The organism is Streptomyces sp. NBC_01450 (genome assembly GCF_036227505.1).
GTDB lineage: Bacteria > Actinomycetota > Actinomycetes > Streptomycetales > Streptomycetaceae > Streptomyces.
The window spans coordinates 10,080,997-10,100,997 of record NZ_CP109480.1 but is presented as its reverse complement, the minus strand read 5'-3'; the positions used below and the strand labels follow the sequence as shown (position 1 = coordinate 10,100,997).

Below are 20,001 nucleotides of genomic sequence, written 5' to 3'. Positions count from 1 at the left end.
CCTGGTCACCCCCGTAGCGAGCCGCTCGAGCGCGGGATGGACCTGTAGGTCATCGAGCAGGGCATCGACACCGCCGCGGTGGGGCCGCGCGATGTTCGGCACGCTCTCCGCCCTCGCCGAGTTCCAGCGCGAACCCCTCGCGGCTGGACGGCCTCGCCGCAGCCCGAACCCCCGGCCAAGTCGGCGGCCGGCGCTGTCATGCTCCGTGGGGCGTCCGATTACCGGTCTGCTCACCGATCCATGCGGTCACGTCGATGGAGACCGAGACGTACCGTCAGCGAACTGAACCGCCGGTGAGCAGACGGCGCCGACGCTCAGCACACCATGGAAGACCGCGGGGTACTCCGGGCAGTGCGGGCTACTCCGGGCAGTTGGGGGTGAAGATGACGGCCACGTCATCGCGGCGGTCAACTGACCGCAGGTGTGGCCGCGATGGGAAGTGTCGATGACGGCAGGGCGGTCGGTGTCATCGGTGCCGAGTTCAGCGAACGGGAACTCCGGCAGGCAGACCTCCTGGCTTTCGCCGACGAGGTCGGCGCCCCGGCGCGGCCGGTCCTCGTGGAACTCGCCGAACCGACCACCGTGCGGACCTCCGTGGAGTCGCTGGACGTCACCGAGCCGATGGCGAGCCTGCGGCTGACCGGCGCGCCCGCCCTACCGCTCGGACCCCTCGGCGCACATACGGTCGCCCGCCTGCTCACCGTGCTGGCAGCCGAGCTCATCGGCACCGGGCGACGCGCACTGGAAGGCGCCGTTGAGTATGCCGGGCAGCGTCGGCAGTTCGGCCGGCCGATCGGATCGTTCCAGGCCATCAAGCACGTACTCGCCGACCGGTCCGTCCAGCTCGACGCCGCCTGGATGCTCGTCCGAGAGGCGGCCCACGCCATCGACGGCAAGCGTGCTGACGCCGACGTGGCGGCTCGTACCGCGGTCGAGGCAGTGACGGCCGACGCCCTGCAGACCCATGGGGGCATCGACTTCACCTGGGAGCACCGGTCCCACGTACTGCTCAGGCGCGCCCGAGCGCGGCGCTCACTACTAGGCTCGCCGGCCCACCGGCTCGACGTACTCGCCGACCGCCTCCTCGGATCGGCGGATCCGTCCTGACATCGGCCTTACTGGCTGTCACATCGCGGCGAGCGGCATGCGCCGTTCAGACCCCTACCCTACGGGGATCTTCACTACCGAATGAGGAGGCCGCCGGGCCATGGAATGGACGGGCGCACGCTACGCGGACAAGCCGACGGTCGAGGTACCGATCTGGATCGCCGCCCCGCCGGAACGGGTGTGGGGGCTGGTGACCGACATCGAGCTGATGCCGAGCCTGAGCGCGGAGTTGCAGTCGGTGGAGTGGCTGGACGGGGCGACACAACCCGCGCCGGGGGTCCGCTTTGTGGGCCGGAGCAGCCACGAGGCGCTGGGTGAGTGGGCCACCACCTCCCACGTTGTGGAGTACGAGCCGCCCAGGGTGTTCGCCTGGGCGGTTGAGGACCCCGAGCAGCCTTCGGCGATCTGGCGATTCACCCTCGACCCCAAGGACGGCGGGACGCTGCTGCGGCAGTGGATGCAGCTGGGACCGGGCCGCTCCGGTCTTTCGTTTGCCATTGACCGCATGCCGGAGAAGGAACAGAAGATCGTCTTCGTGCGAATGCGGGAGTTCGAGACCAACATCGGCGTCACTCTCACGGCGATCAAGATGCTTGCGGAGAAGTCCGGAAAGGCGAGTGTGTGACGCGTACGTCGACCACGATCGAGGTATCCGTGGGCAGTTGGCCGGAGACGGTGGACTTCGTCATCGAGGCGGAGAAGCTGGGCCTGAACATCTGCTGGGTGGCGGAGGCATGGGGATCCGAGGCACCGTCGCCGCTGGGGTATCTCGCCGCGCGCCGAGCACGACATCCCGATCTACCTGGCGACGCTCTCGCCCAAGATGCTGCAAATGACCGGCGAGATCGCCGACGGCTGGCTCGGCACCGGCTTCGTGCCCGAGGGCGCCAAAGAGGCCTACTTCGACCACCTGGATTCGGGCCTCACCGCTTCCGGCCGCTCACGCGCGGACTTCGACATCTGTCAGGGCGCCGAGGTGGCCTTCGCCGAGGACGAGGACGCACTGCGGACGATGGTGGCCGGCCGGAAGAACGAACTGGCCTTCAACCTGGGCGGCATGGGCTCCGCGAGCACCAACTTCTACAACAACGCATACAGCCGCCAGGGCTGGGCCGACGTCGCCGCCGAGGTCCGCGAGCGCTGGCAGGCCGGCGACCGGGACGGCGCGGCCGAACTGGTCACCGACGAGATGATGCTGGGCACCACGCTCATCGGCACCGAGGACATGGTGCGGGACCGGCTGCGGGTGTGGCGCGACGCCGGTGTCGACACCGTTCGCCTCTACCCCGCCGGCGAGACGCTGGATGCCCGGCTCACCGCCCTGGGCCGGGCCCTCGACCTGGTCCGCGCCCTGGAGCGCGAGCCCGGCCGGTAACCCGAGCGCTCGATGACGCCGCCCGTCGGGTCGACGCTCGAGCCGGACCCGGCCCGGCACGACGACGGCTGGTCGCCATCGATGTGGCGCTCGATGCTGAGGTCATGAGGCGGACCTCTTTCGCGAACTGGTCGCGCTCAGTCGCGCGCTCCATGGACATGCTCGGGGACTGGTGGACGCCGCTGGTCCTGCGGGAGGCCTTCTACGGGATCAAGCGGTTCGACGCGTTCCAGCAGGAGCTCGGCATCGCTCGCAACACCCTGACCGACCGTCTGCGCCGCCTCGTCGATGAGGGCCTCATGGAGAAGAAGGCCTACCAGCACAAGCCAGTGCGCTACGACTATGTACTCACGGACAAGGGGCGCGACTTCTTCGGCGTGTTGGCTGCCATGAACGCGTGGGGCACCCGCTGGCTCAGCGGCGAGCAGGGACCGCCGGTGGTCTTCCACCATGACCGCTGCGGTCACCAGAGCGACGCCGAGGTCGTTTGCGCCTCCTGCGAGGAACCGATGACAGCCGACGACACCCACCCGTGCCTCGGCCCTGGCTATCCCCAGCACCTCGCCGAGCGCCCGGACATCCAGAGCCGCTTCACCGCCTGAGAGGGCCCAGGCCGTCCTCGGCGCCGAGGCGGCCGCAGCGTGTCCGGGCGCGTTCCCTCGCGAACCGCGTGTTTTCGGCGGAGCGTGTGGTTCAGGGGGCGGTCTGGCAATCGACGGTTGGGTCAGGCAGGCCTCGACGAGCTGGGTCGGCACAGCTGCGTCGTCGGCGTCGGCGGTCAGACCCCATCGTTTCTGGCGCCGCCCCACTCCGACGGACAGCGGCACGGCACTTCGGGGCTCGGCAGCCACTCCGCCGGGTCTTTGTCGGCCTTGCCGCGGTTCGACGCGGCGCCACCGCGACCAGCGATTCGGGGCGGCGAGGTCGTTGCGTAGGCCTCACGTCAGCGGCCCTACGTCCTCCCGCAGGCAGGAGACGAGACCCGCTCCGCGCAGGCGCGGGTGCGAGCCGCATGATCACCAACTCGCCGTTGGCCACCACGTTTTCGATCCCAATGCTTCGACCTGATGGAACCAGCGGGGGGCAGGACGGGCTGCGGGCAGCGGTGACAGTGACGGTGGCGCGGGCCTGGGAGGCCGCTGCGGCCGGCGAGTTCGTCGAAGGTCCATCCGCGCTCGTTCCTCAGCCTCGCGACCGTCACGCTCGGCGCAGCGCGGTGAGGTCGGGGTCGGGGTCGGGCGGAAAGATCGTCACTCCATCATCCGACGGGGCAGGTGGTCGCTGTGGGTGTCGTCGATGTGCGAGTTGGGAAAGCCGTATGGGCTCGTCACTCTCCCCTTCAATCCGCGCCTGGAGGTGCCTCCGCCACGAGCCACACCGCCGTCGTGCCCTCCGCGCCGCTGAGCACCGCCCGCCCGAAGTCCGCCTCCAACAGGCCGGATCCCGGGTGCAGCGAGCGGCCGTACGGGCCGGACGAGCAGCGGCGTGTGCGAGAAATGTTCACCTGTCTCGCCGCCGCGCTGCCCCGCTTCTCCTCCCCCGCCGCCCGACGGTCTGCTCCGCGGCATGCGCCTGTGCGGCCACAACTGGTTGATGCCGCAGTCTTCACTCTGAGACGGGGACGTCGTGTGCGAGCACGCGTGTGCAACTGACCGCAGTGGTCCCGGCCACCTGCACATCGGGCGAGGCCGGCAGTACCGACATGGAGGTTCTCGCACATCTGTGTGACCATTCACCCCACCAATTCGAGGAATTCCTGGACCGACTGGTGACTTCGCGCTCGCCGACTGCCAGCGCTACTGCCGAGATGTCGACGAAGTCGCCCGGCGCCTGTCTCTCCAGGTCAGGGTGGGCCACGCGGCGGTTCAGCAGTGACAGCACACCGGTCGGCAGCTGCGTCACATGCTCCGCCGCTGCCGACTGCTCACCCTGCAAAGGAGAGTGAGGCATCACACGACAGGAACATCTGGTTGCCCTCGTGCGTACTATCTCTAGACTGCCGCATGCTGCGGCAGTTGTGTCCTGCGGGTGATCCGGTCATCTCAGACGGGACACCCACCTCCATCCGTTCGCGCACATGGCTCCTGCCTTGACCGCCATGCCCGCGGACTACAGAAAGGCCCATGTCATGTCTGAAAGCCAGACCCACTCCACAGAACTGGCCTCACAGTACATCGCCCAGGTGACGGGCGACCTTGAGCGCAATACCAAGGAGCAGGACCGTGTCGGTCAGGAGATCGAGGCCCTGCAGGAGCAGTTGCGTGCCCTGCGGCAAGACCACACCGTGCTGGTGAACATGCAGCAGGCTCTCGGCACTGCGGCCCCCGCCGCTGAGGCAGCCGCGCCGTCCGTGCCTCACCAGGCCTCCGCCGAACCCAAGCAGAGCAAGCCGAAGAAGACGACTGCCAAGAAGCCCGCTGCCAAGGCTTCGTCCGTGAAGGCGTCCGTGAAGGCGTCCGAGACAGCCGCCAAGCCGACCCTCGTCGAGCTGATCCGCGGCCACCTGGAGCAGCAGAGCGAGCCGCGTTCCGCCGCCGAGATCACTACCGCGCTCACGCAGGCCCACCCCGACCGCAGCGTGAAGACCACGGTCGTGCGCACCACCCTCGAAGGGCTGGTCGCCAAGAGCCATGCCCACCGCACCAAGCAGGGCTCGTCGGTCTTCTACACCACCGTGGCCGCCTCGGAGCCCGCTCCCGCCGAGCCGCAGCAGAAGGCAGTGGCAGGCTGAGCATCCGCAGGAGTCCCCGGCCTCGCCACCTGACCGCGGTCCGTGACGCCCCGGCCCGAACGTGATCGTGCGGGCCCAGCCGGCGTACAGCAGTACGGGACGGGGACGGCACCAAGTACACCGGCCGGTCCCACGACTTCGGTGGTAGCGGCACTGCTGCGGCCGAACAGGCAGCCCAGCACCGGGGTGCGCTGCGGAGCGGCGGCCACTGCCTGATCAGCTCATCACTGGGATCCGCCAGCCGGTGCCGCACCAGGCAACGTTCGCCCTGTTGTCGGCCGGCGGTACCAGCTCGTGCTGAGTGGCGCGGCTTACTCGGCGTCGAGCTGGTGGTCGGCCCAGATGTAGCTTTCGGGGAGCAAGTCGGTGACACGGACGGTTCGGATGCGGTCCCCTTCACCGACGATGACCTTGAGGGAGGGGAAGTAGTCGAGGAGGACCTGACGGCACCGGCCGCACGGGGGAACAACACCCCGGTCGCGGTCGCCCACGGCGACGATCGTGTCCAGCTCGTAGGCGCCCTGGGCGGCTGCCGCGCCGATGAGGACCAGCTCGGCGCAGGGTCCTCCCGTGAAGTGGTAGGCGTTCACCGCGGTCACGATCCGGCCGTCCTGGGCGCGGGCTGCGGCTGCCATGGTGTGGTTGTCGCCTCGACAGCGAGTGCGAGCGATGTGCGCCGCGGCCTGGATGAGTTCGTGGTCGACGTGGTGGGTCTGCGTGGTCATCTTCTCTGCCTTCGTCAGGTGTCAGGCGACGTTGACCCGAGTGACGATGGTGTGCAAGCGAATATCGGCGGCGTGCTTGTTCCGCCGGATGATGTAGCAGCGAATCATGCTGCCCTGTTCTTTGTGGCTGCTGTGGTCGGTGCCGTCCAACGTGAAGCGGCGCAGGGCGGTGCGCTGGGCTTCGATGCGGCTCAGCCACGAGCTGCTGGTCGGTGTGCAGGCGAGTTCGACGTTGTTGGCCGCGGCCCAGTCGCCGACCCGCGAACACGTAGGCGGCCCTCGTGAGTCATACATCCCGGCGGGGGTTGCCGGTCACGTCCCAGAGGTTCTGTCGGTCCTCACGGCCGAAGCGCCAGAACGCGGGCCCGGTTGGGCCGTGCTCGAGGTGATTGACGCCGGCCAAACCCGCCTGTCGGACGACCTGCTTGTTCTGGCTCACCGCGAACTCACCGAACGCGACTCCCGCTCCCGAGTGGGAGGAGCGACAACGTTCGTCCTGGCTGAGGGGCAGGCCGCGGACAGCCGCAGTTCATGCCCGTACTCAAGAAGACCACGGGTCGCCCACCGCGCGGGCCGCCCCCTTCGCAATGTCATGCCCGTTCTACCGGCCGACCCGTCCGAGCCGCAGGTCTCGGTGGAGGAACCACGCCGTACCTGCGACGACCGCCCCGCAGACCGTGGGCACGAGCAACCACGGAAGGCCCGTCCACACGGTGGACAGACCCACGACGGTGCAGGTGGCCCCCGTGACGATGAGCAGCCACTTGCCGTACGGGCGCCAGGTGAAGAGTCCGGGGTCGCGCGGCCTGGCCAGATGCATCGCACCGAACATCAGCGCCAACGCCGCCAGCAGCCCCGCGAACGTGCCGACGGCAGCTGTCATCTGGGGTTCGTCGCGAGGCGCGTCGGCGGAATTCTGCCGGACGTCCCCCTCGGCGACCACCACGACTACGCCGCGCCACACGGTACCCGAGACCCGGTCCCCCTGTTGAAGCCCGCTCAACACCGGCCCCCGGTCGCCGAACGGCACGACCATCCTCGGGAAGGGTTCCGGGCCGAGCAGGGTCGCCCGCATGTTCTTGGTGGTCTTCCGGGTGCCCTCGACGGTGAAGGTGACCTTCCGTAGGCAGTCCTCCGACCTCGGTATCACCCTGCGGGCGGGGCACGCCTCGGCCGCCTTGTACTCCCGGTACAGAGTGCGATCGTTGGGCAGCCAGATGGTGAAGACGAAAAAGCAGGTGAGCGCAGCGGCCAGGGACAGAACGATCAGCGCCGCACCCACCAGTCGGTTGCGGCCGGCCCTCGGCGGGGGCGGCGGTCCGTCCGCACCCCGGACGGTGTCGATTCTCGTCGTGGTCATCGCTGGTCCCCCCGCCGTTCCCCACCGAAAGGACATCAGTCTCTTCCAGCCGCGATCAACCAGACAAGGAGATCGACTGGCAGCCGGAGGTCACTGGTCCTTGCCGTATCCGGGCAACGTGATCCTCAGACACGCTTGGGCGCCCGGCGCGACACCACCACCCGCACATCCGCTATGTGGCTTCGTGAGGTGCGAGTTCATCGGGCGTCGTACGAAAGCGGGGCCGCAACTGGCAGAGCCTCTGGCGGCCCTTGCGCCTGCTCCAAGCGTCGATGGACGCCGATATCGCCCGGATCTACTCCGAGCAACAGATCGACAGGCTCAAATAAGGCTTCGTCATGGAACTGCTCCGGCTCCGGCTCCATGCCTGCGGACCCATGACCATCACCGAAGTGGCTGAGTCGGTCCACCGCACCCATTCGGCACTCAGCCAGAAAGTCGCCACAATGCGCACGGCCGGCTGGGTCCAGACCGCGTGGACCGCCGGACGTCGTCGCGCGCCCCTGGCCATCCATCGCGCGAAGTCACAGGCGGCGAAACGCCGATGGCCCCGGACCAGGCGGGCCTGGCCGAGCTTCGCACGGTCCCGCCTGTGCACCACGCCGTACTCGCCGCCGAAGCACTGCCGCCAGAGGACCTGCACAGCGGCGCCGACCAGTCCGATCCACAGGTCCGTCCAAGCCCTGGAGCAGGAACATCCGCAACGGGATCGCCGCTTGGAACACCGACCCGAAGCCCTACGTCTGCGTTTGAGAAGCAGTGTCGGTCGCTGTCACGGCTTGAACCTCACGCGGTGTGAGGATGCATCGTTGCTTCATGACTACTTCTGCGACCTGGAAGGTAGGCCGGCTCGCCGAGGCCAGCGGGCTGACCGTGCGCACGCTGCACCACTGGGACACCATCGGTCTGCTCAGCCCCTCACAGCGCACCACGGGAGGACACAGGGAATACACCGAGGAAGACCTCGTCCGTCTGTATCAGGTGCTGGCGCTCCGTAGTCTGGGGCTGGCTCTGGACACCGTCGCCCTCTGCCTCGATGCCGGGGTCGACCCGGCGCGGTTGGTCCGGGACCACTTGGCCGGTGTGGAGGCGTCTATCGCTGCGCTCGGTGTCCTGCGGGAGCGGCTCGTGCGGCTTGGTGACGAGCTGTCGGCCGACCAGGCCCCCACAGTCTCGGCTCTGCTCGATGCGCTGCGGGCGATCGGCGGCACCGGTCCGGAGGGCGAGCACACGCTGGGCCGCCACCTGGATGCCGACCAGATTCACGTCATGCGGACTCGTGCCGCCGCCCTGGGACCCGCGACGCATTACCTGCTTGAGGTCGAGTGGCCCGAGCTGTACCGCAGGGCCGAACGGCTCCGTGCGGCTGGAACTCCTCCCGCTGACCAGAAGGTCCGCCGACTGGTGGCCCGCATGGATGAGCTGAGCGCGTTGTTCACTGGCGGTGATGCCGGTATTTCCGCTGGTGTAAGGGCTGCCTGGCATGACGATCCAGCCGCCATGTCCGGAGATTCCGGTGCTCCGGCTGACGACTGGCGAAAGCTCGCCGACTACTTGGACCGCGCTCGCAACAACCCCGCCTGACGGGCACGTGCCGTGGTCCCCCTGGCATCTTCATTTACCAAAGGAGTCTGTCCATGAACCCCCGAAGTCGTATGCGCATGGCCCTGGCCTCCACGTTCCCCACTCTCCTCGCCGTTCCGGTCATCTGCCTCCTGGCCGCGGTCGGCGCGGTGCCGTGGACCCTTCTCCTTGCCCTGCCCGTTGCGCTTGTGGTGCACGCCGCCAGCAGCTTCTTCCTCCTGAAACCGAGGCCGTCGGAGACCGGTTCCGGCTGCACGAACACCGTGTGACGGTGGGGTCGACGGAGACCTCCCACTCAGTCACTCCCGTCCCGTCCCTCCCGCTCGGCGAGCAGCACGTCGAGGACGTTCAAGGCGCGCCAGGTTCGTGTCATTCCGAACGTCGCGGTGACGCGGACGGCGGCGCGGACCTCAGCCGGTGTCGCCCCCGCGCCGAGGGCGCGGCCGACGTGGGCGCGGAAGCTTTCCTGGAGGGTCTGGTAGAGGACGTCCACCGTCATCGTGGCGAACGCACGCTCGCGGACGCTGATGCGGGACATGCCCGCCCGCATGCGTGACTGCAGGTCCATGTAGTCGGCCAGCCCCGGGTCCAGGGCTTGCACCTGGGCACGCATCGCGACGGGAAGCGGGCTGCCGGTGCCGTCCGCGTTCACCTCGTGGCCCTGACCGGTCGGTCCGGGCAGGCCGTGCTCGCGCTCGATCTCGGCCAGCCGCTCGAGAGCGGCCAGCGCCGCCGGGTACCCGCTGTCGTAGGCGATGAAGCGGAGCAGTTCACGCAGGTCGTCGGCGTCGATGCCCTGGTCCAGGGCGGCTCGCACATGCAGTTCGTACGGCATTCCGAGGACCTGTTCGCACACGTCGGCGACGAGGCTGAGCAGGATGCGCTCACGTGGCGTCAGTTCCGGGCCCGCTCCGGCGAGTCGAAAGCTCGCGGCGGCCATCTCCGCGAACACCGGGTCCAGCTCGACGATCGTGCTCTGGGTCGGCAATGTCATGGCGACTCCCTATGTGAACGCCTGTAGCGCTACAACCGTAGCCCTACAAGCCGTCCCATACAATGCCGAACCATGGACGCGACCACCCCCCCGGCCCGGAAGACCGCCCGGACCACCTCGCGCGGCCGCAACCCGCGAGGCCAGGGCGAGCGGCTGCGCGCCGAGATCGTCGACGCGGCCTTGCGTCTGCTGGACGAACTCGCCGACGACGAGGCGCTGTCGCTGCGCGCCGTCGCTCGTGAGGTCGGCATCGCCGCGACATCCGTCTACATCCACTTCGCCGACCGCGACGCACTGGTGCTGGCCACGCTGGAGCGCTGCCACACGGACCTGCTGCGCGCCGTGGACGAGGCGGAGTCCGGCGCCACCGACCCGGTGGCCGCGCTGCGCGCCCGCACGGCGCTGCTCGGCGCGTGGTCCCGCGAGCACCCGGGGCTGTACAAGGTGCTGCACGAGAGCACGCTCAACCGGCGCACGGACATGTCCTTCAAGGAGGAGATGGCCGAGCGCACGACCGCGGCGATCCGCCGCTGCATGGACGCCGGACTGGCGCCGCGGGGCGACGCCGAGACCGTATCCCTGGATCTGCGGACGGCCGTCCATGGCGCGGTGTCGCTGCGCGTCAACCAACCCGAGCTGCCCTGGCCTCCGTTGGAGGAGCAGGTCGACCGGTTCCTGGCCAAACTGGTCGGTGTGCCGCCCGCGAAAGGGTGACGGAGCGGTGTGTGGCCCTGTCGCCGCACACGGCAGCGCGTCCCGCGACGCCGGGTTTTGAGCTGCGGGCCCTACGCAGGACTTGGTCGTCCCCCGTGGGCAGGCCCACGGCGCGCGGTGCGGCCCACGGCCCCTCACTGGGTCAGCCGCTGGAAGACACCGGTGGCAGCGACGTGTCGTTCTGCCGCAGTTCGACCAGCAGTTCGTTCTGCCCTGCCAGCAGCTCCGTGAGGATGCGGCGGGCCGCGCGCAGGAGTTCCGCGACGTCGCCGCCGGCCAGCGCGTAGCTGACCGTGGAACCCTCGCGGATGGACACCACAATGCCGGAACGACGCAGGACGGCCAGCTGCTGCGACAGGCTGGACGGCTCGATGTCGATGTCGGCGAGCAGGTCGCGTACCGGGACGGGCCCGTGCTGCAGCAGTTCGAGGACCCTGATGCGCACGGGGTGTCCCAGCATGCGGAAGAACTCTGCCTTGGCCTGGTAGAGGGGGACCCGCATCGGTGCTCGCTCCCTGCCACGTGGGGATGGTCTTCACCTGGTGCGGCGACGCCCGGAAGGCGCCGCCGCAGGATGTGTCCGTCGCTACCGATCCTTCTCGCTCACGGCCGCGCGCATCCGCTTGTTGGGATCATGCTGATGTGGTGACTTGAAGAAGTCTTCACATCATGGGCGCACTTCGGCCCGAGGATCCGGCCGACCTAGACTTCCAGCTGCTCCTCGACGCGCTTGAGTTGGTGGCGGGCCATCGCCAGGTTCGAACGCGCCTTGTCGAGCACGAGGTAGAGGAACAGACCGTTGCCGGAGCGTCCGGTGGCCGGTCGGATGAGGTGGTACTGCGATTCGAGAGTGATCAGGATGTCTTCGATCCGGCTCTTGAGACCCAGCTGTTCCATGGTGCGCACCTTCGCGCGTACGACATCCGTGTTGCCCGCGGCAGCGATCGTGAGGTCGAGGTCCTTGCCTCCGCCCAGTGTGCCCAGCGCCATGCCGCTGGTGTAGTCGACGACGGCCGCCCCCAACGCTCCCTCGACCGCGGTCATCATTTCCTTCAGCGACACTTCCACACTCGCCATAGCGCCTCCCCTTCGGTTGTCGGCTGTGCGGCGGGATCGGCGATGCCCGTCCCGCCGCGTGACCGCACCGTATGCGGACGACCGAGGCGCCGACGGGAGTATCTCCGAGGCTGACGTCTGGCGATCGGAGATGATCGCGGCGGCACCGTCTTTCGACTACTACTGTCCTGATGCGGTCAGGTCGTCGGAGTCGGCCAGTACGGCGAGGGTGGCGTCGAGGTCGGTGGCGCGGGGCTGGTTGAGCGGGAGCCTGGCCAGGACTCGGGCCATGGCGCAGCTGCCGCTGACAGCGGAGTGCACCAGACCTCCGGCGACGCCGACGGACAACCAGCGGGCCGTTGCCCACCGTTGCCCGACGGCGAGTCCGGTGAGGACCAGGGACCCGGCGACGAAGCGGACCTGACGGTCCATGGGCCAGACGGCGCGGGCGTCGGCGGAACGGTGCAGGTCGTGTCCGTGCCGGCTCCAGGCGGTGGTGCCACCGGTGAGGGTGGCGGCGGGGATGCCGTGTGCGGCGAGGGTGGCGCAGGCCTGGGCCGAGCGGGCGCCGGAGGCACACACCACGAGGAGCTCACCACGCCCGGCGGCGGACTTCAGCACGGGCAGGGCCGTGTCCAGGTGGTCCAGGGGGATGTTGTGGGCGCCCGCTATGTGGCCCGAGGCGTACTCGCCGGAGGTACGCACGTCGATGACGGTCAGTTCGTGGAGCCGGGCGTGGGCCTGGTCCGGGGCGAGGGAAGTGGGGGTCACGGGAATTTCCTTCTCTTTCTGGTGCTTCAGGCCCACGGACGGGATACCCATGGGGGTATATGCGGGGAGTGCTTGTGGAACTGGCGATGGCAGCCGAGGAACTGAAGACGGTGGTCAACCGGCTGCGCAGGGCGCGGGGCCGGCCCGGGTCAGGTCAGGTCAGGTCAGGTCAGGTCAGGGCATCGACGAGCATGAACGCGGCCACCGCCAACAGGACCACGGCGAAGACGCGCTGAAGCATGGGCCCGGAGACCTTGCCGCCGAGGCGTTTGCCGTCCCAGGCACCCAGGATCGCGGTCCCGGTGAAGGGGGCGATCAAGGTCCAGTCCAGGCCTGACGTCGTGGCACCGCGGGTGAGCAGCGAGGCCAGCGAGTTGACCGAGATGATCAGCAGGCTGGTGCCGATGGCGGCCTGCATCTCGAAGGCCAGGACGGTGACCAGGGCCGGCACGGCGAGGAAACCGCCGCCCACCCCCAGCAGTCCGGTCAGCGCGCCCAGCCCGGCTCCGGTGCCGAGGGCCTTGGCAGGTCGCACCGCGCTGGGCTCCGCAGGGGACACGGCCCGGGAGGGGCGCAGCATGCGGATGGCCGCCAGGGCCGCCACGGCGGCGAAAGCGGCGATCAGCAGCGGCTGTGGCAGCTGGGCCGAGGCCGCCCCTGCCACCACGGCCGGGAGGATCCCGGCGGCCGCGAACAGGCTGCCTGCCCGCCACCGCACATGGCCGCCGCGGGCGTGGCCGAACAGGGCCGTGAGCGAGGTGGCGGTGACGATCAGCAGACTCGCGGTGGTGGCCGCGGCCGGGGTGAAACCGAGCAGGTAGATCAGGGCGGGCACCGCGAGGACGCTGCCTCCACCGCCCAGCGCGCCCAGCGCGAGACCGACCAGGGCCCCCGCGAGGAGCGCCAGGACGAACGCGCTCACGCTATGACACCGTCGTCTCCGTCCGGGCCGGCCACCGGCAGACCGTCCCGCGCCCAGGCGACCATTCCGCCGGTGACATCGGTGGCCTTCACGCCGCGGCCGGTCAGGATCTCGACGGCCTGCCGGGAACGCCGGCCGGAACGGCAGACCGCCACGACGGGCCTGCCCTGAGCGATGGGTGGCAGGGCTTCCCCCGCCACCAGCCGCGACAGGGGCAGGTGCAGCGCATCCGGTGCGTGCCCCGCCTCCCACTCGGCGGTTTCACGGACGTCGAGCAGGACGGCCTCGCCGAGGGCGGTCCGTCGGTGGGCCTGGACAGGGACGAGGCGACGGGAGACGCGACTGCGGAAGAACATGGGTTCATCACTCCGAAGGGGTGGTGCGGCGGGGGCGGTCCGTGCGGGACTCGCTGAGGGACAGTCCGTACGGGGCCGGGTGAGCGTCAGTCCGTACCGGACCTGATGAGCGTCAGTCCGTACCGGACCGGGTGAGCGTCAGTCCGGCCTCGGCGGCGGCGGCGAAGGCGTCGTCGACGGCGACCACGGCGCGTCCCGTGGCGTCCAGGAAGGACGCGGCGATCGCGGCGCGCATCCCGCCCGCGCAGTGCACCCACACCTCCCCCGCGGGCACCTCCCCGATACGGCCGGGCAGCTCATGGACGGGGATGTGCACCGAGCCCTCAATAAAGCCGCCCGCGCGCTCGGAGTCGCGCCGCACGTCCAGCACCAGCACGTCCTCTCCTCGGCCGCGGCGGGCGGCGAGGTCGGCGAAGGTGGCGCGCGGGAAGGACCGTAGCCCCACTCCGCCGGGCACCCAGTCCCGCGGGCTGCCGGTGGCGGCGGCGACCGGCCGGTCGATGCCGACCCGGACCAGTTCCCGCTGCGCCGCGGCGATCCGCTCGGGTGTGTCGGCGAGCAGCGTGACGGGCTTTCCCCACGGGATCAGCCAGGCCAGGTAGGTGGCCGGCTTGCCCTCGCCCTCGAAGTTGAGGGAGCCGGCGACGTGCCCCTGGGCGAACGCGACACGGTTACGCAGGTCGACCACCCATTCACCGGCCGCCAGCCGCTGGGCGATCTGTCCCGCGTCGGCCGGGCGTGGCGGGGTGAGGTCGACGGGCGCCGGGCCCGCGGCGTTCGCCGGGCCCATGTGCGCGTAGTACGCCGGGACATCGTCCAGACCAGCGAGTAGGTCGGCGACGAAGGTGTCCACGTCGCGGGTCAGGGCTTCGTTGGTCCTGCGTTCCCGCCCGATCGTGGAGGTGTCCCCCTCGGCCTGGGAGCCGGAGCAGAAACTGCCGAACCCGTGCGTGGGCAGCACCGGCACCTCGTCGTCCAGCTCCTCGGCCAGACGGTGGGCCGAGGCGTGCTGGGCGCGGGCCAACTGCTCGGTCAGCCGCGGTTCGACCAGGTCCGGCCGCCCGACCGTACCGATCAGCAGTGATCCGCCGGTGAAGGCGGCCACCCCGTGCCCGTCCTCTTCCAGGACATAGGCCGTGTGGTGCGGGGTGTGGCCCGGGGTGGCCAGTGCCCTCAGGACCAGGCCCCGGTCGACCGTGACGGTGTCGCCGTCGACGACCGGGGTGCGGGCGAAGGCCACCGAGGCGGCGGCCGGGACCAGATAGCGGGCACCGGTGACCCGGGCCAGTTCGAGCCCGCCGCTCACGTAGTCGTTGTGCAGGTGCGTCTCGGCCACGTACGCGATCCGCACACCTCGCCGGGCGGCCGCGGCGATGACCTGATCGATGTCCCGCGGGGGATCGACCACGACTGCCTCGCCAGGCCCGCCGGCCAGGTAGCTGCGGTTGCCCAGGCCCTCGAACTCCAGGGTGTCGACGAAGAACACGGGTTCGGCTCCTTCTGAATGAAAGTACCCCGGGGGGTATCTGGGAAATCACCGTAACAGAGATACCCAGGGGGGTATCCAGCGAGGTATCCGCGAGGGTATTCACGGTGATGTTCGCGGTGGCGTTCGCGGTGGTGTTCGCGGTGGTGTTCGCGGTGGTGTTCGCGGTGGTGTTTCAGGGACGGCGGCAACCGGTCAGCGACCGCGCGTGACGCCGACGGCGCCCTAGACGAGGCCCTTGAGCATGCCGTGCCAGTACAGGGCCGGCAGGCCGTACCGCTTGAGCAGCCACATGTCGCGGCGCTCCTTGGTGGTGTCCAGCAGGGGGATGCTGGGGGTGGGGCGCTGGTCGTAGTCGAACTCGGCGAGCAGCACCTTGTCGCGGGCCGTGACCAACGGGCACGACGTATAACCGTCGTAGCGGCGCCGCTCACGGCGCGCGCCGTCGATCTCGGCCAGCAGGTTCGCCACCACGACGGGAGCCTGCTTGCGGACGGCGGCACCGGTCTTGGAGGTGGGCAGGTTGGCCACGTCGCCGAGGGCGAAGACATTGCGGTGCCGCGGGTGTTGCAGGGTGTACTTGTCGACTTCGACGTAGCCGTAGGGACTCGCGGGGTCGGCCAGCGGGCCGCGCTCGACCCAGTCGGGGGCGCTCTGCGGCGGTACGGCATGGAGCAGGTCGAACGCGAGACTCTCCTCGGTGCCGGTGGAATGGTCGGCCACGGTCAGCCGGCGGTCCGTGCCGTCGACGGCGGTCATCTCGGAGTTCAGCCGGACCTCGATCCCGTAACGGTCGGCGACGCGCTCGAGGGCACGGCGCCAGACCGGTACGCCGAACATGGAGTCGGCGGGCAGAACAAGGACCACCCGGATGCGATCCAGGACCCCCTGCCTGCGCCAGTGATCGGCGGCCAGATAGGCGATCTTCTGCGGGGCGCCGCCGCATTTGACCGGTCCGCTCGGCTGGGTGAAGACAGCGGTGCCCGAGCGCAGGTCACGGATGAGTTCCCAGGTGTACGGGGCGTGCTGGAAAGCGTAGTTGCTGGAAACGGCACCGTGTCCGACGGCGGCGTCGAGGCCGGGGGTCGCGCCCCAGTCCAGTCGGAGACCGGGGGCCATCACGAGGTGGTCGTAACCAATGACACGGTGCGCGGCGGTGGTGACGGTCCGCGCCTCGGGGTCGACGGCGGTGGCGGCCTCGCGGATCCAGCACACCTGCCGGGGTATCACCGCGGCCTCCGGACGGCGGGTGACACCGAGTGGGGCCCGACCGCCGCCCACCAGGGTCCACAACGGCTGATACCAGTGGACGTCGGCCGGTTCGAGCACCGCGATGCCGGTGACACCGGCGCGCCGTAGGCGGGCGGCGACGGTGATGCCCGCGGTTCCACCTCCGACGATCAACACCTGGAAGCGGTCACGGGCGACGCCGGAGGCGGAGTGGCTGGAGGCGGAGTGGCTGGAGGCGGAGTGGCTGGAGGCGGAGTGGCTGGAGGACATGGACGGCTCCTCGGATTCCTTGAGGTATACCCCCAGGGGTATCAGATGAGCCTGATGCTAGGCCACGCACGACGACGGGACCAATGTGCGGTCGATTAATTGCCCTACAGACAACGGGAGTTGACATATATGCCGACTGCTGGTTGGGCAGCCTCGCGCAGGATCCCGTGAGGCTGCCGCGTCAGCTCGGTCAGCTCATCGTGAGCACCATCCGGAAGCGGGCGGCGCCGGAGAGCATCTTCTGGTACGCCTCGTCGGTCTCGTTCAACGTCACGACCTCGGTCATCGGACGGATGCCGTGCAGGGCGCTGAACTCCATGGTGTCCTGGATGTCCTGCGAGGTGCCGCTGGGGTGGCCGCGGACGGCCTTGCCCGCCAGCAGCAGCTGGACCGGGCTGATACCGAGCGGCTCCGCGTCCACGCCGAGGACCACCAGCTCACCGCGGGCACGCAGTCCGTCGACGGTCGCGGTGATGGCGGCGGAGTTCGACGCGGTGGCCAGGACGACCTGCGCGCCGCCGAGGGACTGCAGTGCCTCGGCGACCGGAGTCCCGGCCGTGCTGTCGATGTAGTGGTGCGCGCCGAGCTGCTTGGCGAAGTCGGCCTTGTCGGCACCACGGGCGATGGCCACGGTCTCGAATCCCATCGCGGCCGCGTACTTCACCCCCAGGTGCCCCAGGCCGCCGATGCCGAGTATGGCGACCAGGTCACCCGGCCGTGCCGCGCTGTGCCGCATGCCGTTGTACACGGTGACGCCCGCGCAGGCCAGGGGCGCCGCGTCGGTGGCCGCCAGCGCGTCGGGGATCCGGGCCAGCGCGTCCACGGGTACGACCACCGTCTCGGCGTAGCCACCGTCGTACGCCCATCCAGGGACCTTCAGGTTCACGCACACGATGAAGTCGCCCTGCCGGCAGGGCGTGCAGTGGCCGCAGGAGCCGCCGAACCAGCCCACCGCCACCCGGTCACCCACCTGCCAGCCCCGGTCCTGTGTCCCCTCACCCAGCTCCGCGATCCGCCCGGCGACCTCATGCCCGGGGACCACCGGAAAGGTCACTCCGGGGACGCCGGCGTTGACGAACATGGTGTCGCTGTGGCACACCCCGCAGGCGTCGACGACGACCCGTACGTGTCCGGGGCCCGGCTGCGACACCTCACGCTCGACGACCTGGAACGAACCGCCGGGGGTGGTCACCTGCGCGACACGATAGGTAGTCATCCGGATCCCTGCCTTGGAGAGTCGGTCTGATCTCGAAGCGCTCCGCCCGCAGGTCGTCACGCCGGCTGGTGACAGACGCGCGCGTCGCACGCGGACCAACACGCGAACCCGATCGGCTCGCGAACCTGATCGGCCTGCTTCACCGCGGTGATGTCGTCGGTCGGCGGCCGCACGGGAGCCCCTACCGAGCCTCGGCAGGCCACGGACGGGCGCCGGTAACCTCACGCTACTTCAGGCCACAGCAGGACGCTCGGCGAGTTCGCCGTCCGCCGCGCGCCGCGCCGACGCCACCGGAACGAGCGCGCTGCCCGCGCCGACGGAGCAGCACGGCGGAGCAGCACGGCGGCACGGCGGCACGGCGGAGCAGCACCGGAACACGGCGGAGACACCTTCGGCGAGTACGGGCCGCCACTCGCGAGCCGCGCGATCACGGCGCGGCACCGCCGCCATGGCGCCCCGTGACGCCCGCCGTCGAAACGTCCCCGCCTCGGCTACCGCACCCGATCCCCCACGGGCGCCCGGAGCGAACGCAGTCGGCCGCCGTGGATCGGTGTCGTGTGCCAGCGCACGGCGAACGTGCGGTCCGGCAGCGAGCAGGTCACGGTCAGTCGGTGCGGGGTCTCCAGGAACAGCACGTCGAGGCTCAGGGTGTCCTGGTCCGTCCAGCCTCCGCTCACCGCCGCGGGCGGGCCGCCCGCGGCGACGGTCCAGCCGGCCGTGCCGAGCCGCAGCTCGATGGGCTCGTCGTCCTCCGCGAGTGACACGTCCCAGCTCTTCCCGTCCGCGTCGGCGGTGACCGTGACGCCCGTCAGGGTCCGCTGCTGCGGGCACTCACCGTCCTTCGGCGCGAACACGACGCTCCTCCAGCCGTCGCCCCGCGCCGGCGGCTCGGGGCTCGCCTCGACGGGTGGCAGGGCCAGCTGCGCGAGGCGGCGGCGCACGCCCTCGTCCGCCGCGCCCGGGAGCGGTTCGGCGCCGAACGCCGGGAGGAGGTGGCGCCACACCAGGTTCAGCAGCCCCTGCATGTCCTCGGTCGCCGCGGTCGTCGCGATCACCGCGTCCTGCTCGGGCAGGACGATGCAGAACTGCCCGTACGCGCCGTCGCCCCGGTACCCGTGCCGGCCCATCCAGAACTGGAAACCGTATCCGTGCTGCCAGTCCGACAGCTCGCCCTCTTGCGTGCCGTCCGCGGTCGGGATGTGCGCGCGGGTCGCTTCCGCGATCCATGAGGACGGAAGCAGCCGCCGCCCCTCCCAGACGCCGTCCTGCAGGTAGAACTGGCCGAGCCGGGCGATCGCGTCCGTCGTGGCGTGCAGCCCGCTGAAGCCGAGGTCGCGTCCGGGCGGCCGCTGCAGCCAGCCCGTGTCGCCGATGCCCAGCGGGTCGAACAGCCGGGGCCGCAGATACTCCGTCAACGACTGGCCGGCCACGCGCTGGATGATCGCGGCGAGGGTGTAGGTACAGGGCTGGTTGTAGGCGAAGACGGTCCCGGGGTCCCGGTCGGGCGGGAAGAGCAGGAATCCCCGTACGATCTCCTCGCGGTCGCGCCGGATCGAGGTCGCGTAGGTCTCTTCGAGGTGGCCGCTGGCCATGGCGGCCACATGGCGTACGAGCATGGCGCGGCTGCGCGGGTCGGTGATGTCGGCCTCGAACTCGGGGAAGTACGAGATCACGGGGTCGTCCAGGCGCAACAGCCCTTCGGCGACGGCGAATCCGGCGGCCGTCGAGGTGAAGCTCTTGCTGAGCGAGTAGAGCAGATGGCGGCGGTCGGGCGTGTACGGCGCCCACCAGCCGGAGGCCACCAGGTGCCCGTGGCGCAGGATCATCAGGCTGTGCGGTTCGATGTCCGGCGCCGCCTCGACGGCGTCGAGGAAGGCGTGGATGCCCGCGGCGTCCACCCCCTGGGCGGCGGGGGTGCTGACGGGCAGGGGACGGGCGCTCATGAAGGCGGCCTCCGGGCGGCTCGGGCGGTGACGGGAGCGAGCGGTGTTGCGTGCATTTGTCATCTTTCCGTCGGCGGACACCGTCTGTCCATGAGGCTGCCCATGAGGTGCGTGCAGGACCCTTGAGGCTGAAGTGACCTGGCGCATAGGATCGTCGACAC

General features: G+C 70.0%; 20 protein-coding genes and 2 pseudogenes. 8 read left to right on the top strand and 14 right to left on the bottom strand.

What is annotated here, in order from left to right:
* The first annotated feature begins 432 nt into the window (after positions 1 to 432).
* The 4 genes and pseudogenes from OG568_RS45030 to OG568_RS45015 all read left to right on the top strand — a co-directional run bounded on the left by OG568_RS45030 (position 433) and on the right by OG568_RS45015 (position 3,084).
* Complete coding sequence (locus OG568_RS45030) at positions 433 to 1,107, top strand: acyl-CoA dehydrogenase family protein (RefSeq protein WP_329535764.1); 675 nt, start codon at positions 433 to 435, stop codon at positions 1,105 to 1,107.
* Between the two features lie 100 nt (positions 1,108 to 1,207).
* A complete protein-coding gene (locus OG568_RS45025) occupies positions 1,208 to 1,732 on the top strand; it encodes an SRPBCC family protein (RefSeq protein WP_329535763.1) in 525 nt (174 codons plus the stop codon).
* A pseudogene (locus OG568_RS45020) lies at positions 1,729 to 2,482 on the top strand (LLM class flavin-dependent oxidoreductase). The gene OG568_RS45025 and the pseudogene OG568_RS45020 overlap by 4 nt, the downstream one beginning before the upstream one ends.
* A gap of 104 nt (positions 2,483 to 2,586) precedes the next feature.
* Positions 2,587 to 3,084 carry a winged helix-turn-helix transcriptional regulator gene (locus OG568_RS45015; protein ID WP_329535762.1) on the top strand — a complete coding sequence of 166 codons (498 nt, stop codon included), beginning with the start codon at positions 2,587 to 2,589 and terminating at the stop codon, positions 3,082 to 3,084.
* Between the two features lie 737 nt (positions 3,085 to 3,821).
* On the opposite strand, the gene OG568_RS45005 is transcribed toward OG568_RS45015, so the two are convergent.
* Positions 3,822 to 3,986, bottom strand: a complete 165-nt coding sequence (locus OG568_RS45005; protein WP_329535761.1) for a hypothetical protein — start codon at positions 3,984 to 3,986, stop codon at positions 3,822 to 3,824.
* A 624-nt stretch (positions 3,987 to 4,610) separates the two neighbouring features.
* Between OG568_RS45005 and OG568_RS45000 the strand changes: the two genes are divergently transcribed.
* The gene (locus OG568_RS45000) at positions 4,611 to 5,213 is read left to right on the top strand and encodes a hypothetical protein (protein WP_329535760.1); all 603 of its coding nucleotides are present in this window, start codon (positions 4,611 to 4,613) and stop codon (positions 5,211 to 5,213) included.
* 311 nt (positions 5,214 to 5,524) lie between these two features.
* Here OG568_RS45000 and OG568_RS44995 read toward each other — a convergent pair whose 3' ends face one another.
* From OG568_RS44995 to OG568_RS44985, 3 genes and pseudogenes are all read right to left on the bottom strand, one after another.
* Positions 5,525 to 5,938 carry a cytidine deaminase family protein gene (locus OG568_RS44995; RefSeq protein WP_329535759.1) on the bottom strand — a complete coding sequence of 138 codons (414 nt, stop codon included), beginning with the start codon at positions 5,936 to 5,938 and terminating at the stop codon, positions 5,525 to 5,527.
* Positions 5,939 to 5,959: 21 nt separating this feature from the next.
* Positions 5,960 to 6,205, bottom strand: a pseudogene (locus tag OG568_RS44990) (hypothetical protein); the annotation flags it as partial.
* A gap of 334 nt (positions 6,206 to 6,539) precedes the next feature.
* Positions 6,540 to 7,298 carry a hypothetical protein gene (locus OG568_RS44985; protein ID WP_329535758.1) on the bottom strand — a complete coding sequence of 253 codons (759 nt, stop codon included), beginning with the start codon at positions 7,296 to 7,298 and terminating at the stop codon, positions 6,540 to 6,542.
* An 801-nt stretch (positions 7,299 to 8,099) separates the two neighbouring features.
* Here OG568_RS44985 and OG568_RS44980 point away from each other — a divergent pair.
* Positions 8,100 to 8,882, top strand: coding sequence for a MerR family transcriptional regulator (locus OG568_RS44980; protein WP_329535757.1), 783 nt, complete (start codon positions 8,100 to 8,102; stop codon positions 8,880 to 8,882).
* Between the two features lie 53 nt (positions 8,883 to 8,935).
* Positions 8,936 to 9,151, top strand: a complete 216-nt coding sequence (locus tag OG568_RS44975; protein ID WP_329535756.1) for a hypothetical protein — start codon at positions 8,936 to 8,938, stop codon at positions 9,149 to 9,151.
* A 26-nt stretch (positions 9,152 to 9,177) separates the two neighbouring features.
* On the opposite strand, the gene OG568_RS44970 is transcribed toward OG568_RS44975, so the two are convergent.
* The gene (locus OG568_RS44970; protein ID WP_329535755.1) at positions 9,178 to 9,876 is read right to left on the bottom strand and encodes a carboxymuconolactone decarboxylase family protein; all 699 of its coding nucleotides are present in this window, start codon (positions 9,874 to 9,876) and stop codon (positions 9,178 to 9,180) included.
* Between the two features lie 72 nt (positions 9,877 to 9,948).
* Between OG568_RS44970 and OG568_RS44965 the strand changes: the two genes are divergently transcribed.
* The gene (locus OG568_RS44965) at positions 9,949 to 10,590 is read left to right on the top strand and encodes a TetR/AcrR family transcriptional regulator (protein WP_329535754.1); all 642 of its coding nucleotides are present in this window, start codon (positions 9,949 to 9,951) and stop codon (positions 10,588 to 10,590) included.
* Between the two features lie 142 nt (positions 10,591 to 10,732).
* Here OG568_RS44965 and OG568_RS44960 read toward each other — a convergent pair whose 3' ends face one another.
* The 9 genes from OG568_RS44960 to OG568_RS44920 form a co-directional block, all read right to left on the bottom strand.
* Entirely contained in the window at positions 10,733 to 11,092 is a 360-nt protein-coding gene (locus OG568_RS44960) for an ArsR/SmtB family transcription factor (protein ID WP_266418412.1), read from the bottom strand.
* Between the two features lie 200 nt (positions 11,093 to 11,292).
* Positions 11,293 to 11,667: a hypothetical protein gene (locus OG568_RS44955; protein ID WP_266418410.1), complete on the bottom strand. Its 375-nt coding sequence runs from the start codon at positions 11,665 to 11,667 to the stop codon at positions 11,293 to 11,295.
* A gap of 159 nt (positions 11,668 to 11,826) precedes the next feature.
* On the bottom strand, positions 11,827 to 12,417 hold the full coding sequence (locus OG568_RS44950; protein WP_329535753.1) for a rhodanese-like domain-containing protein: 591 nt from the start codon (positions 12,415 to 12,417) through the stop codon (positions 11,827 to 11,829).
* A gap of 169 nt (positions 12,418 to 12,586) precedes the next feature.
* Positions 12,587 to 13,339, bottom strand: coding sequence for a sulfite exporter TauE/SafE family protein (locus OG568_RS44945; RefSeq protein WP_329535751.1), 753 nt, complete (start codon positions 13,337 to 13,339; stop codon positions 12,587 to 12,589).
* Positions 13,336 to 13,695: a rhodanese-like domain-containing protein gene (locus OG568_RS44940; protein ID WP_329535750.1), complete on the bottom strand. Its 360-nt coding sequence runs from the start codon at positions 13,693 to 13,695 to the stop codon at positions 13,336 to 13,338. The genes OG568_RS44945 and OG568_RS44940 overlap by 4 nt, the downstream gene beginning before the upstream one ends.
* A 112-nt stretch (positions 13,696 to 13,807) precedes the next feature.
* A complete protein-coding gene (locus tag OG568_RS44935) occupies positions 13,808 to 15,181 on the bottom strand; it encodes an MBL fold metallo-hydrolase (RefSeq protein ID WP_329535749.1) in 1,374 nt (457 codons plus the stop codon).
* 225 nt (positions 15,182 to 15,406) lie between these two features.
* Positions 15,407 to 16,681, bottom strand: a complete 1,275-nt coding sequence (locus OG568_RS44930) for an NAD(P)/FAD-dependent oxidoreductase (protein WP_329535748.1) — start codon at positions 16,679 to 16,681, stop codon at positions 15,407 to 15,409.
* Between the two features lie 190 nt (positions 16,682 to 16,871).
* Positions 16,872 to 17,897, bottom strand: coding sequence for an alcohol dehydrogenase (locus OG568_RS44925; protein WP_329535747.1), 1,026 nt, complete (start codon positions 17,895 to 17,897; stop codon positions 16,872 to 16,874).
* A gap of 491 nt (positions 17,898 to 18,388) precedes the next feature.
* Complete coding sequence (locus tag OG568_RS44920; protein ID WP_329535746.1) at positions 18,389 to 19,840, bottom strand: serine hydrolase domain-containing protein; 1,452 nt, start codon at positions 19,838 to 19,840, stop codon at positions 18,389 to 18,391.
* Positions 19,841 to 20,001 lie beyond the last annotated feature (161 nt).